Here is a 13,481-nt window from a genome sequence, read left to right as displayed (position 1 = left end):
GCGGCGGACGAGCACAACGGCCGCGACCACCACGCCGAACACCGCCGCGGGCAGGAGCCAGGCGACCTGTGACGCCAGGTGCGGTCCGAGCAGCTTGCCGAACCCGGCCGGACCACCGCGCCAGGTGTGCGGACCGAACGGCACCGTGAACGACCGGACGGACCCGGGCACCGCGCCGGGCAGGAACCGGTCGATGCCGTTGTACCCGAACACCATCGCGAGCGGACTGTCGTCGGTGGAGCCGTCCGCCCACGGCCGCGAACCCGACGGCGTGAGCGCCAGCGCGGTGACCCACGACACCGACGCCAGGACCGCGACGATCCCGAGCACCCCGGCACGGACCACCCGGGTGCCGAAGCGGAAGGGACGGCCGTCGTGTCGGGCCGAGGCCAGCAGGGTGCCGAGCAGCAGCGCCGGCAGGACGAACCAGGCCTGCACCATCTTCGCCTGGAACCCGACGCCGACCGCCAGGCCCGCGGTGACGAGCGGCCACCAGCGCCCGGTCAGTGCCGCGTGCTGCCAGCACAGCAGGGCGACGGCCAGCGCGGCGGTGACCATGCCGTCCTCCATCGGGTGCGCGAACATCGACACGAAGACCGGCGTCGATCCGGCTGCTGCGGCAGCGACGAGGCCCGTCCCGACGCCGGCCCAGCGGAGTCCGACCAGGGAGCAGGCCCACAGGGTGACGAGCCCCTCGACGACCTGCGGGAACGCGAGCGCGGCGGTGGAGTGCCCGAACAGCCGGATGCTCAGCGCCTGCGGGACGGCGAAGCCGCTGAGCTTGTCGAGCGTCACCGTCGCGGAGGGGTCGAACGCGCCCGAGAACAGCGCCGGCCACGACTCGGACATCGACCGCGCCGACGCCTGGTAGAAGCTGAAGTCCCCGCCACGGCCCAGGTTCCAGGCGAGCAGCACGGTCATGCCGGCCGCGATCACGAGCAGGGTGAGCCGTGCTGCGAGCGGCTGGTCCCGCCACCGGGCGGGTCGTCGGATGTCCACTCTCCGGACCTTGGCCGTCCGGGATGACGACCGGCCGGGACCGTGCCGCCAGCTGGCCCCGAAGCCGGTCCGCGCGCTGAGGGGTCGTGCGGGTGCGGCCCCCGTCGGTCAGCGCCTCGGGGGTCGAGCCGGAGCGGGGTCTCAGCCGGCGTCCGGGTTCGGGGTCAGGACACCCGTCGCGCGGCGAACGTCCCGACGACACCGAGGGTGAGCACTGCGACGAGCACGACGAGCAGCGGTGCCGTCCAGTTCCCCGTCGCACCGTGCAGGGCACCGGCGACGAGCGGCCCGGCCGACCCGAGCAGGTACCCGCCGCCCTGCACGAACGCGGACATCCGGCGGGCGTCGGCGTCGCTCGAGACGATCCGCACGATGACGATGAAGATCACGGTGATGCCACCGCCCTGGGCTGCGCCGCCGAGCACGGACCACAGCAACCAGAGCTGCGGGGCGAACAGCAGCCCGAGGGGCATCGCCAGCCACAGGGTGCCGACCAGGGCGATGATCGCCGCCGGACGCCACCGGGTCGCGAGCAGCGGGACACCGAGCGCCCCGACGACGGCCAGGATCTGGAACACCGACGAGCTCGCGCCCGACGACGCCTTCGAGAAGCCGATCTCGTCGTGCAGCAGCGTCGGGATCCACGCGGTGAGGGCGTAGTACGAGAACGCCTGGCCACCGAAGGCGAGTGTCAGGCCCCAGGTGATGAGCCGTCGTGCCGGCCGGATCGGTTCGGCGGCGGCGACCCGTGCGGCCTCGGCGGCGCGGGCGGTCCGGATCGCCCCGGTGTCGAGCACCTGGTCGATCGGGCCGGTGACGGGCAGCGGTTCGTCCCGCTCGGACGGCAGCGGACGTCGCCAGGCGGCGCGAGCACCGACCGTGTAGGTCCAGGCAGCGGCGGCGATGAGTGCGAACACCGCCCAGATCGCGATGGCGACCGGCCACCCCCACAGTGCGGCCAGGGGAGCGGTGCCGAGCGACGTGATCATCGACCCGACGTTGAGCGCCGACGTGTAGACGCCGGTGACCAGGCCGACGCGTTCCGGCGAGGTGTCCCGCCGGATGACCACCGGGATCACCACGTTGCCGATCGTGATGCCGATGCCGATGACCGCGGTGCCGATCAGCAGCGCCGCCGACGAGGGCATCGAGCGCACGACGGTGCCGACGAGCACGATGACGAGCGACAGGGACACCGCGCGCTCGGGGTCGGCCTTCGCGATGACCCAGCTGGCGAACGGCGTCGCGAGGGCGAAGCACAGCACCGGGATCGTCGTCAGCAGCCCGGCGATCGTCGCGGTCAGGCCGAGGTCGGCGCGGACGTCCCCGATGACCGGGGCGGTCGCGACGATCGGGCCGCGGAAGTTCAGGGCGATCAGGACGATGGCCGCCGGCAGCAGCCAGGCGGCGCCGCGGAGGCCCCGGCGTGCGACGTCGTTCATGCGGACGGCGTCGCGGACGGCAGCAGGATCGGCAGCAGGTCGAGCGGGGTGGCGGCGCGGGCGATGGTGCCCTCGGCCTCGTCGGGGGAGCCGTAGCCCCACTCGGCGAAGACGACCGGGACGCCGTGCACGGTCGCGCCCTCGACGTCGTGCTTCCGGTCGCCGATCAGCACCGGGCGGCTGGTGTCGAAGCCGTGGGCCTCGAGGCGTCGCAGTGCCTCTTCGACGACGTCGGCCTTGCTCGACCGCACCTCGTCGTCGCTCGCACCGGTGATGATGTCGATGTCCCCGGTGAGCCCGTAGTGCTCGAGGATGTAGGTCGCCGGGGTCTCCGGCTTGCTCGTCGCCGTCGAGATCGGCAGCCCCGCCTGGTGCAGGGTGCGCAGCACGACGTCGATGTCCGGGAACATCGCGGAGTCGAGCGCCCCGTGCGAGAAGTAGTGCTCGCGGTAGACGGCGAGGGTGCGGTCGGCCAGTTCGTCGTCCATGCCCATCGCGATCCGGAACGTGTCCATGATCGGCGGGCCCACGAACGACATCAGGGTGTCGCGGTCCGGCACCGGGACGCCGACGGTGCGGAAGGTGTGCGTCAGGCTCTCGAGGATGCCCGGCGCGGAGTCGCTGATGGTGCCGTCGAGGTCGAACAGGATGGCGGAGAACGGGCTGGTCATGTCCTGTCCACCCTAGCCGGGACGTGGCGGCGACCATCCGGGATCCGTCGGCGGCGGGGCGGGGCGAGCCGCGCCTCCAGGCCCGACGGCCGGACGGCCGGACGGCCCGATGCGGCTCAGAACAGGCGGGTGTGGCCGCCCTCGATGCCGCGCATCGCGTCGTAGTCGAGCACGAGGACGCGGATACCGCGGTCCTCGGCGAGGGTGCGTGCCTGCGGTGCCACCGTCTGCGCTGCCAGCACGCCCTGCACCGGGCGCAGGTGCGGATCGCGGTTCATGAGCTCGAGGTACCGGGTGAGCTGCTCGACCGCGTCGATGTTGGCGTTGCGCTTCATCTCGACAGCGACGCTCGCCCCTGCGTCGTCACGGGCCAGGATGTCGACCGGCCCGATCGCCGTCATGTACTCGCGGCGGACCAGGGTGTGGCCGTCACCGAGGAGCTCGATCTGCTCGGCCAGGAGTTGCTGCAGGTGCGCCTCGACCCCGTCCTTCACCAGGCCCGGGTCGACGCCCAGGTCGTGGGTCTCGTCGGACACGACCTCGTACAGGGAGACGATGAGCTTGTCCTGCGTCTTCTTCTGCGTCACCGTCCACACCTGGGTGATGCCGGCGACCGACTGTTCCTCGTCCGGCTCGGTGATCTCGATCGAGCAGGGCGGGCTCATCCAGTTCAGCGGCTTGTAGCTGCCGCCGTCGGAGTGCACGAGCAGGGAGCCGTCCGCCTTGAGCATGAGCAGGCGGGTCGCGAGCGGCAGGTGGGCTGAGAGCCGGCCCGCGTAGTCGACGGAGCACCGGGCGATGACGAGACGCACCCCGGAAGCCTAACCGGCGTCGTGTGATCGGCCGGACGAGGCGCGCAGCCTGTGCAGCCCGCACGGATTCACATGCCCGTAACGACGCTCTGCACATGTACCGCAATCCGAAGCCGTCCTACCGTGGCTGACACCCCGATCGGCCCACGCCGACACCCCTCCCCGAGGAGCCACGATGGCCAGCGAGACCGCAGTGTCAGCACCACGAACCCCCCGTTCCGAGTCGGTCGCCGTCGACGACTACTCGCTCAGCCGAGTCCCGATGTCCGCGCGCTACGGCTGGTTCCAGGTCGCCGTGCAGCGCTTCGGGCAGATCTCGGCCCTGTCCCAGTTCCTGCTCGGTGCGACGCTCGGCTTCGGCATGAGCTTCTGGGACGCCTTCTGGGCGATCACCCTCGGCGCCGTGATCCTGGAGATTGTCTCGGTCCTCGTCGGCGTCATCGGCGTCAAGGAGGGCCTGAACACCTCGGTCATCGCCCGCTGGACCGGGTTCGGCAAGGCCGGCTCGGCGCTGGTCGGACTGGCGATCGGGCTGAGCCTGATCGGCTGGTTCGGCATCCAGTCGGGTGTCTCGGCGGCCGGCCTCGTCTCGATCCTGCCGATCCTGCCCGCCTGGGCGTGGTCGCTCGTGTTCGGGCTGCTCGTCACCGCGATCGTCCTGCGCGGGTTCCACTCGATGCAGTGGCTGGCGAACGTGACCGTGCCGCTGTTCCTGGTGCTCGTCGGCTGGGCGGTCATCGTCGAGCTGAGCCGGCACTCGATCGCCGAGCTCGCCGCGCGTGCCCCGGCCGGTCCGGAGCTGAGCTTCGTGGCCGGCACCACCCTGGTGGCGGGCGGGTTCATCGTCGGTGCGGTGATCACGCCGGACATGACCCGCTTCAACCGGTCGGTCGGCGACGTCGTGAAGCAGACGCTGCTCGGTGTGACCCTCGGCGAGTACGTCATCGGCCTGGCCGGTGTCCTGCTCGCCCACGCCGTCGGATCCGCGGACATCACCCGCGTGATCACGTCAAGCGTCGGCTGGGTCGGCATCCTCGTGATCCTGCTCGGCACGTTCAAGATCAACGACTGGAACATCTACAGCTCGAGCCTCGGCGTCACGAACTTCATCGACGCGGTGTTCGGCAAGCAGGTGAACCGCGGGCTCGTGACGCTCGTGATGGGCGTCGTCGGCTCGGTGCTCGCCGCGGTCGGGTTCCTCGGGGCCCTGACACCGTTCCTGTCCGTGCTCGGGGTCGTCTTCCCGCCGATCGCCGGGATCATGGTGGCGGAGTACTTCGTCGTGAAGCGCTGGCGCCGCGAGCTGAGCGACGCCGAGAACATCCCGGCGACCTCGCCCACCTGGGTGCCGGCCACCCTGGTCATCTGGGCGGTCGCCTCGCTCATCGGGTACTTCGTCGCCGTCGGCATCCCGTCGATCAACTCCGTGGTCATCGCCTTCGTGCTCTACGTGGTCGCCGGCAAGGTCGGGCTGATCCGCGGCGTCGGGGTCAGTCGGACCGAGGCCGCGCCGGCTGCCACCGAGGCCCCGGTCGCCGAAGCACCGGCCACCCCCGCCGCCTGACCCGGGCGCTCCCCGAACGGCCGGTCGCGTCGCCGCACCCCTGATCCGCGCGACGGCGCGGCCGGTCCCCACTCCACGAACCAGCACCACCCCGCGAACACCCCGCACCCGCACCACCGCACCCGCACCCGCACCACCGAAGGGAACCCCCATGCGCATCGGCATCGACGTCGGCGGCACCAACACGGACGCCGTCCTGATGGACGGCAGCACCGTCCGTGCGGCGGTCAAGCGGTCCACCACCCCCGACGTCACCTCGGGCATCGTCGCCGCGCTCGACGGTCTGCGCGAACAGCACGCCTTCGGCCCCACGGACATCGACGGCGTGATGATCGGCACCACCCACTTCATCAACGCCCTGGTCGAGGCACGCGGCCTCGCCCCGACCGCCGCGGTCCGCCTGGGCCTGCCGGCGACGGCGTCGCTGCCGCCGTTCACGGACTGGCCCGCCCACCTGGTGTCGGCCGTGCACGCACAGCCGTTCCTGGCCCACGGCGGCCACGAGTTCGACGGCCGCGTCATCTCGGAGCTCGACCCCGAGGAGCTCAAGCGGCACGCCGGTGCCATCGCGGCCGCGGGCATCCGTTCCGTCGCGATCTCGTCGGTGTTCTCCCCGATCAACGACGAGTTCGAGCAGCGTGCGCAGGAGATCATGGCCGCCGAGCTCGGGCCGGACGTGGCGTTCTCGCTGTCGTCCGAGATCGGTCGCATCGGCCTGCTCGAGCGCGAGAACGCGACGATCATCAACGCGGCGCTCCGCGAGCTCGCCGACCGCATCGTCGACGGGCTGTCCGGTTCGGTCACGGGCAGCGGCATCGACGCGCCGCTGTTCCTGAGCCAGAACGACGGCACCCTGATGGACGTCGAGTACGCCCGGCGCTACCCGGTCGCGACGTTCGCCTCGGGCCCGACGAACTCGATGCGCGGCGCAGCGGTGCTGTCCGGCTTCGACACCTGCGCGGTCGTCGACGTCGGCGGCACGACGAGCGACGTCGGCGTCCTGACCGCGGGCTTCCCGCGTGAGGCCACGGGCGAGGTCGCCGTCGCCGGCATCCGCACGAACTTCCGGATGCCCGACGTCCTGTCCGTCGGCATCGGCGGCGGCTCCCGCATCCGCGAGGACGGCAGCGTCGTCGGGCCGGACTCCGTCGGGTACCGCCTGACCGAGGAGGGCCTGGTCTTCGGCGGCACCACCCTGACCGCCACCGACGTGGCCGTCCGCGGCGGGCGTGGCGCGATCGGGGACCCGTCGCTCGTCGCCGGGGTGCCGGCCGAGGTCGCCGCCCGCGCGCTCGACGTCATCGCGGAGCGCGTCGCCGACATCGTCGAGCGGATGCGCACCTCGTCCGACCCGCTGCCCGTCGTGGCGGTCGGCGGCGGCTCGGTGCTGCTGCCGGACACCCTGCCCGGACTCGGCACCGTGCACCGCCCGGAGCACTACTCGGTCGCCAACGCCATCGGTGCGGCGATCGCGCAGGTCAGCGGCGAGGTCGACAAGGTCTACGCGATCAGCGACGGCCGCCGGTCCGCCGTGGTCGACGAGGCCCGGCAAGAGGCGGTCGACCGTGCCATCGCGGCCGGCGCCGACCCCGGCTCGGTGGACATCGTCGACTTCGACGAGGTCCCGATCCCGTACCTGCCGGGCAACGCGACGCGGATCCGCGCCAAGGCCGTCGGCGACCTGGCACTCGGGGCGCTGGTCCGATGAGCGCCACGCAAGCCGCCCCCACAGCACCCCTCCTCACCGCCATCGGCGCCGACTGCTCCGCCCTCGCCCGCGGCGCCGCGATCCTCGGCACCGGCGGCGGCGGTGACCCCTACATCGGCCGCCTGCTCGCCGAGGCCGCCGTCCGCGCCCACGGCCCGGTCGAGATCGTCCAGGTCGAGGACCTGCCCGACGACGCCGTGGTGCTCTCGGTCGCGATGATCGGCGCCCCCACGGTGATGGTCGAGAAGCTGCCGTCCGCCGGCCAGTTCGCCGAGGCCATCCGCAGCCTGTCGGCGTTCCTCAACGTGACCCCGACCCACCTGGCCTGCATCGAGGTCGGCGGCGTGAACTCGACGACCCCGATCGTCGCCGCGGCCGAGCTCGGCCTGCCCCTGGTCGACGGCGACGGCATGGGCCGCGCCTTCCCCGAGGTGCAGATGGTGCTGCCGACCCTGTCCGGGGTCAGCGCGACACCGATGGCCCTGGCGGACGAGAAGGGCAACACCGTCGTCTTCGACACGGTCGACAACCGGTGGGCGGAGCGGCTCGCCCGCACGGCGACGGTCGAGATGGGCTGTTCCGCGATCACGGCGCAGTACGCCATGTCCGGCGCGCAGGTGAAGGAGTCGTTCGTCCGCGGCAGCCTGTCGCTGAGCGTCCGGCTGGGTGAGACGCTGGTCCGCGCACGCAGCGAGAACGCGGACCCCGTGACGGCGGTCACCGAGGTGCTCGGCGGCACGGTCGTGTTCGAGGGCAAGGTCGCCGACATCGAGCGCGAGACCGTCACCGGGTTCGCCCGTGGCACGGCCCGCATCGCCGGTTCCGGCAGCGACACCGGCCTGGAGGCGGTGCTCCGGTTCCAGAACGAGCACCTGCTGGTCGAGGTGGCCGGCCAGGTCCGCACCACGGCTCCCGACCTCATCATCACCTTGGACGCCGAGACCGGCGAGCCGATCACCACCGAGGCCCTGCGCTTCGGCGCCCGCGTCCGGATCGTCACCGCACCGGCCGACGAGCGCTGGCACTCCCCGGACGGCCTGCGCCTGGCCGGCCCGCGGTACTTCGGCTACGACACCCCCGCGGTCCGCCACGACGGCACCACGAGCGCGGGCGAGACGAACACGGGAGCGCACCGATGAGCTGGATCCTCGACGTCGACGACCTGCCCGACCTGGCCCGCGGCGCCGCGCTGCTCGGCACCGGCGGCGGAGGCGACCCCACCATCGGGATGCTCCTGGTCCGTGCCGCGATCGAACAGCACGGCCCCGTCACGATCCTCGACCCGTCCGAGGTGCCCGACGACGCCCTCGTCATCCCCACCGCGCAGATGGGCGCACCGACCGTGGTGCTCGAACGCATCCCGGCCGGACCGGAACCCCTCGGCGCCCTCCGTCGGCTCGAAGCCCACCTGGGCCGGACGGCGACCGCGACGATGCCCATCGAGTGCGGCGGCATCAACTCGATGATCCCGCTGCTCGTCGGCGCCACCGGCGGCCTGCCCGTCGTCGACGCGGACGGCATGGGCCGCGCGTTCCCCGAGCTGCAGATGGAGACCTTCTCGGTCTACGGCGTCCCCGGCAGCCCGCTCGCGATCAGCGACGAGAACGGCCACGGCGTCATCATCGAGACCGGCACGGACAACAAGAAGATGGAGTGGCTCGCCCGCGGGGTCACCATCCGGCTCGGCGGCGTCGCCTACATCGCCGAGTACGCCATGTCCGGCCGCCAGGTGCGGGAGACCGCCGTCCCACGCACGCTCTCCCTGGCACTCGCCGTCGGTCGGGCCATCCGGGTCGCCCGCGAAGCCCACCGCGACCCGATCGACGCGCTCGCCGAGGCCCTCGGCGCGACGATCTACACGCACCTGCGCGAGCTGTTCGACGGCAAGGTCGTCGACGTCGAGCGCCGCACGGTCGACGGGTTCGCCCGCGGTCGTGCCACCGTGCAGGGGACCGACGGCTCCGAGCTCGAGCTCCGGTTCCAGAACGAGAACCTCGTCGCCCGGCGGGACGGTCAGCTCGTCGCCGTCGTGCCCGACCTGATCTGCGTCCTCGACGCCGAGACCGCCGAGCCGATCACCACCGAACGCCTGCGGTTCGGGCAGCGCGTGCGGGTGATCGGGATCTCGACCCCCGACCTGATGCGGACCCCGGAGGCGCTCGCCGTGTTCGGGCCGTCGTGCTTCGGGCTCGACGAACCGTTCGTCCCGGTCGAGGACCTGCACGAGCACGTCCGCCCGACCGCCCCGGCGGTCGGCTGACGAACGGCCGCGCGCCGACCCCGGCGCCCGGCCCAGGCACCCGACCACGGCAGCAGAATGGACCCATGGACCAGGGTGAGCGGCGGGGCGGCGGTGTGGCGGGCCTCCAGGCCGACGACGCGACCGTCTTCGGACGCGGCACCGCCCTGCTCGGCTGCGGCGGTGGCGGCCGCGTCGACCACATGGTCAGCGCACTCCGCTTCGCACTCGGCGACCGCAGCGTGCCGGTCGTCGACCTCGACGACCCCGCGCTCGGCTCGGTGGTGGCCGTCGGGCTGATCGGGTCGACGACCGTGCTCGAGGAGAAGATGCCGAGCGGCGAGGAGCTGCCGGCCGCGCTCGCGGCGGTCGAACGCTGGACGGGCGTCCGCGCCGACGCCGTCGTCGCCGCGCAGATCGGCGGCGTGACCGGACCGGCCGCGGCCCTCACCGCCCACGCCGCCGGACTGCCGCTCGTCGACGCGGACCTGGTCGGCCGCGCGGTCCCGCGCATCGACCAACTGTCGGTCTTCGTCGGCCCGACCACGACGGTCACGGCAGCCGCGGCCACCACGAGCGGTCTGCGGATCGTGGTCGACGCCCGGCACCCCCACGACGTCGAGACGGTCTGGCGCGAGGCCGTCTCGCACAGCGGCGGCTGGGCGGCCTTCGCGATCGGTCCGGTCCCGGTGGCGCTGCTGCGCGAGCGGGCCGTCGTCGGCAGCGTGCAGCGCGCCCTCCGGATCGGACGCGCAGCCGGCGGCGCACGCGACGCGGCGGAACTCGCCGCGCTCATCGGCGGCCGCGTCGTCGCGCAGGGCCGGGTCATCGACGTCCAGCGCGAGGGGGACGCGCTCGCGTTCGTGCGCAGTAGCTTGGCCATCCGCGACGCCGGCACCGGCGCGCTCGCCCGGGTCGAGGCGGGCAGCGAGTACGTGCACTGCCTGGTCGACGGCCTGCCGGTCGCCAGCACGCCGAGCGTCATCACCGTCGTCGACGCGCGCTCGCTCGCGCCGGTGGCGACCGACCGCACGCGGGTCGGCAACGAACTCGCGGTGCTCGTGCTGCCGTCGGCGCCGTGGTGGTGGGCGGACCCCGACCGCACCGCGCGCATGGGGCCGCGGGCGTTCGGCATCGACGCGGACGTCGTGCCCGAGGCCGTGGGCCAGGTGCTCGCGTGAACGCCGTCGGCGACCTGCTCCCGCTCCTGCCGCCCGGCACCCGCCTGCTCGTCGGCCCCGGCAGCACCGCGGTCCGCAGCGTCCGCGGGGTCGTGGGGACCCCGGACCAGGTCGGCCGGTCCCTGGCGCAGGGTGACGACGTCGTCGTGCTGCTCACCCCCGTCGACCGCGCGGACGCGCGCTTCGACGTGCTGCTGCGCCGGGCGTCCGCGGCCGGCACCACACTGCTCGTCGTCGACGGGGCACTGGAACTCGGCCCCGGCAGCACGACGCTCGCCGACCGGCTCGGTGTCGCCGTGCTGGCGACCCCGGACCCGTGGGCGACATCGGTCCGCCTGCACGAACTCATCGGCACCGGGATGGGTCCGGCGGCCCGGGCAGCCCTCGACGCCTCCCGCGTCGCGCTCGACGCCGGCCCCGAACTCGACGACCTGTTCGCCCGGCTCGACCGCTCGCTCGGTCACCCGGTGCGGTTCCTCGACGCCTCGGGCCTGGCACTCCGCGGAGCCGCCGTCGACGACGCGGCCCGCACCGTGCTCGTCCGCCGCGCCGGCACGAGCGACGTGCTGACCGCCGAGGGCGTCGACGAGACGCTCGTGGCGATCCCGGTCGGCACCGGCATCGGACCGCGCGCCTGGCTGGCCGTCGGCCTGCCCGTCCCGATCGCCGCCGAACAGCAGGTGGTCGCGAGCGCCCTGCAGGTCGCCGCCGTCGCCGTCGGGCACCGGTTGCTGCTCACCCGGCTCGACGACGAGCGCGACGCCCGCTACCGGATGGCGATGCTCGACGAACTCCGTGCGGCCGACGGGGCGCCTGCGCCACAGCTCGTGCAGCGGACCATCGCCGCCGGGTGGCGGCTGGACGCCTGGCACGTCGGTGCGCGCGTGGTCGCGCGGCAGGGCGTCGACCTGGTCGCGCTCCGCCAGCAGGTCGACGCCGCGGTGCGCGCCGAGGGACTCGACGCGGTCGTCGTCGAACAGGCGGACGGCTGGGTGCTGTGGCTGTCGGAACCCGACGAACCCGGCCGGGAGGCAGTGGCCGACATCGCGGGTCGGCTGCGGCGCGCGCAGAACACGCTCCGCACCACCGTGGAGACCAACGTGGGCGTCGGCAGTCTGCAGGCGGGCCCTGCCGGGCTGGTGCGGACGCTCGGCGAGGCGGGCGACGCCGCCCGTCTGGCCGCCAGCCGTCCGGAGTCGGGGCACTTCGTGCACGTCGACCGGCTCGGGCTCGCGCAGCTGCTGCTCGCATGGACGCAGACGGACACGTTCCTGCCGGCCTCGCGGCAGTTGCTCGCACCGCTCGAACGCGGTGGCGGTGCGCTCCTGACGACGCTCGCCGCCTACCTGGACGCGGAGTCGTCGATCGCCGAGACCGCAGCGGTGCTCGGGGTCCACCGGAACACGGTGTCCGACCGCATCGCGCGGGTGGAGCGGCTGCTCGGGGTCGCCCTGTCCGACCCGGAGACCCGGCTCGCCCTGCACCTGGCGACGCGGGCGCGGGCCGGGGACGGCGGCTGAGGGCGGGCTGCGTCAGCTGCGGCTGGTCTCGCTCGTCTCGTCGGTCTGGCTGGCCTTCTCGGTCTCGCGCTTCGTCGTCCTGCTCGTCTTGGCGGTCCCGCGGGCGGGCCGGGCGGCGGCGCCGGTCTCGCGCGCTGCTCCCGAGGCCAGGCCGGCCGCGATGATGAACACGAACACGATCAGCAGCGCCCCGAGCAGGCCGATCTCCTCGCCGAGGAACCCGATCAGGGGCGGTCCGGCCAGGAACGCCACGTAGCCGATCGTCGCGACGGCGCTGACCTTGGCGGCCGCGGTGCGGGGGTCGTCGGCCGCGGCGGACATGCCCATCGGGAAGCCGAGGCTGGCACCGAGGCCCCAGAGCACGACGCCCACGATCGCGAGCGGCACGTTGTCGATGAAGATGAGCATGCCGAGGCCGACCACCGCGACGGCGGCGCTGATGCGCAGGATCGGCACGCGGCCGAACTTGTCGATCAGCGGGCTGCCGGCGACGCGGCCGGCGGTCATCGCGGCCAGGAAGACCGTCAGCACGGCAGCACCGCCGGCGTTGTCGAGCCCGTGGCCGTCGATCATCGCGAGGGGCAGCCAGTCGTTCGCGGACCCCTCGGCCAGCGCCATGCCGAGCACGATCACGCCGATGAGCAGTGTGGAGGGCTGTGCCCAGACCTGCCAGCGGGTGAGCGGCGTCGCGACCGGGCTGGTGTCGGTCGACACCGGCTGCTCGAAGCGGTGCTCGTCCTGGAACTTCGCGACGGCGACGAGCATGGCGGCGCTCGTGATGACGACGAGCACGATGAAGTGCCACGAGACCGGGATCTCGAACCGCTCGGCCAGCGCACCGAGGCCGGCACCTGCGAGCGTGCCGAGGCTGAACGCGGCGTGGAACAGCGGCATGATCGTGCGTCCGCCGGCCTTCTCGGCGGCGGCGCCGGAGACGTTCATCGACACGTCGCACAGGCCGTTGCCGAAGCCGAACGCGATGAGCGCGATCCAGATGGCGGCGAAGCCCCACCCGAGCGTGACCGCGACCCCGGCGAAGATCATCCCGACCGCCAGGCACGCCGCAGCCACCTGCACGCCCCGCCTCGCACCGAGCTTCGCGACGATGTGCCCGGCGAAGGTCAGACCACCGATCGAGCCGACGGCCATGCCGAGCACGAGCAGGCCCATCTCGAACGTGCTCGCCCCGAGGGAGTCGCGGACGCTCGGGATCCGGCCCAGCCACGTCGCGATGTCGAGCCCGGACAGGGTGAACACCACGAACACCGCGATGATCCAGGCCTTGGTGGTCGGGACGGTGCGGGTGGACGGCGTCGTCATGGTGGTTCCCATCGTGCTGCGGCGC

General features: G+C 73.1%; 10 protein-coding genes and 1 pseudogene. 6 read left to right on the top strand and 5 right to left on the bottom strand.

Annotated features, from left to right (window positions below):
* Nucleotides 1–303 precede the first annotated feature (303 nt).
* From DEJ02_RS18635 to nucS, 4 genes and pseudogenes are all read right to left on the bottom strand, one after another.
* Nucleotides 304–849, bottom strand: a pseudogene (locus DEJ02_RS18635) (ArnT family glycosyltransferase); the annotation flags it as partial.
* 314 nt (nucleotides 850–1,163) lie between these two features.
* Complete coding sequence (locus DEJ02_RS07035) at nucleotides 1,164–2,441, bottom strand: CynX/NimT family MFS transporter (RefSeq protein ID WP_111032463.1); 1,278 nt, start codon at nucleotides 2,439–2,441, stop codon at nucleotides 1,164–1,166.
* Nucleotides 2,438–3,112 (bottom strand): HAD hydrolase-like protein, encoded by a 675-nt coding sequence (locus DEJ02_RS07030; RefSeq protein ID WP_017887755.1) that lies wholly within the window; start codon nucleotides 3,110–3,112, stop codon nucleotides 2,438–2,440. The genes DEJ02_RS07035 and DEJ02_RS07030 overlap by 4 nt, the downstream gene beginning before the upstream one ends.
* A gap of 116 nt (nucleotides 3,113–3,228) precedes the next feature.
* Nucleotides 3,229–3,924: an endonuclease NucS gene (nucS, locus tag DEJ02_RS07025; protein ID WP_017887754.1), complete on the bottom strand. Its 696-nt coding sequence runs from the start codon at nucleotides 3,922–3,924 to the stop codon at nucleotides 3,229–3,231.
* A gap of 175 nt (nucleotides 3,925–4,099) precedes the next feature.
* On the opposite strand from nucS, the gene DEJ02_RS07020 reads away from it, so the two are divergent.
* The 6 genes from DEJ02_RS07020 (at nucleotide 4,100) to DEJ02_RS06995 (ending at nucleotide 12,136) form a co-directional block, all read left to right on the top strand.
* The gene (locus tag DEJ02_RS07020; protein WP_111022444.1) at nucleotides 4,100–5,488 is read left to right on the top strand and encodes a cytosine permease; all 1,389 of its coding nucleotides are present in this window, start codon (nucleotides 4,100–4,102) and stop codon (nucleotides 5,486–5,488) included.
* A gap of 151 nt (nucleotides 5,489–5,639) precedes the next feature.
* Nucleotides 5,640–7,196, top strand: coding sequence for a hydantoinase/oxoprolinase N-terminal domain-containing protein (locus tag DEJ02_RS07015; protein ID WP_042538007.1), 1,557 nt, complete (start codon nucleotides 5,640–5,642; stop codon nucleotides 7,194–7,196).
* The gene (locus tag DEJ02_RS07010) at nucleotides 7,193–8,335 is read left to right on the top strand and encodes a DUF917 domain-containing protein (protein WP_258378680.1); all 1,143 of its coding nucleotides are present in this window, start codon (nucleotides 7,193–7,195) and stop codon (nucleotides 8,333–8,335) included. The genes DEJ02_RS07015 and DEJ02_RS07010 overlap by 4 nt, the downstream gene beginning before the upstream one ends.
* On the top strand, nucleotides 8,332–9,456 hold the full coding sequence (locus DEJ02_RS07005) for a DUF917 domain-containing protein (RefSeq protein WP_111032462.1): 1,125 nt from the start codon (nucleotides 8,332–8,334) through the stop codon (nucleotides 9,454–9,456). The genes DEJ02_RS07010 and DEJ02_RS07005 overlap by 4 nt, the downstream gene beginning before the upstream one ends.
* Before the next feature lie 65 nt (nucleotides 9,457–9,521).
* On the top strand, nucleotides 9,522–10,616 hold the full coding sequence (locus tag DEJ02_RS07000; RefSeq protein WP_111032461.1) for a DUF917 domain-containing protein: 1,095 nt from the start codon (nucleotides 9,522–9,524) through the stop codon (nucleotides 10,614–10,616).
* Complete coding sequence (locus tag DEJ02_RS06995) at nucleotides 10,613–12,136, top strand: helix-turn-helix domain-containing protein (protein WP_111032460.1); 1,524 nt, start codon at nucleotides 10,613–10,615, stop codon at nucleotides 12,134–12,136. Before DEJ02_RS07000 ends, DEJ02_RS06995 begins: the two co-directional genes overlap by 4 nt.
* Before the next feature lie 12 nt (nucleotides 12,137–12,148).
* Here DEJ02_RS06995 and DEJ02_RS06990 read toward each other — a convergent pair whose 3' ends face one another.
* On the bottom strand, nucleotides 12,149–13,456 hold the full coding sequence (locus tag DEJ02_RS06990; RefSeq protein ID WP_258378679.1) for an MFS transporter: 1,308 nt from the start codon (nucleotides 13,454–13,456) through the stop codon (nucleotides 12,149–12,151).
* Nucleotides 13,457–13,481 lie beyond the last annotated feature (25 nt).

Origin of the sequence: Curtobacterium sp. MCLR17_042 (genome assembly GCF_003234695.1) — a bacterium.
In the GTDB taxonomy this organism is placed as follows: Bacteria; Actinomycetota; Actinomycetes; order Actinomycetales; family Microbacteriaceae; genus Curtobacterium; species Curtobacterium flaccumfaciens.
The sequence above is the reverse complement of the archived record's forward strand: the minus strand, read 5'-3'. Positions and strand labels throughout refer to the sequence as shown.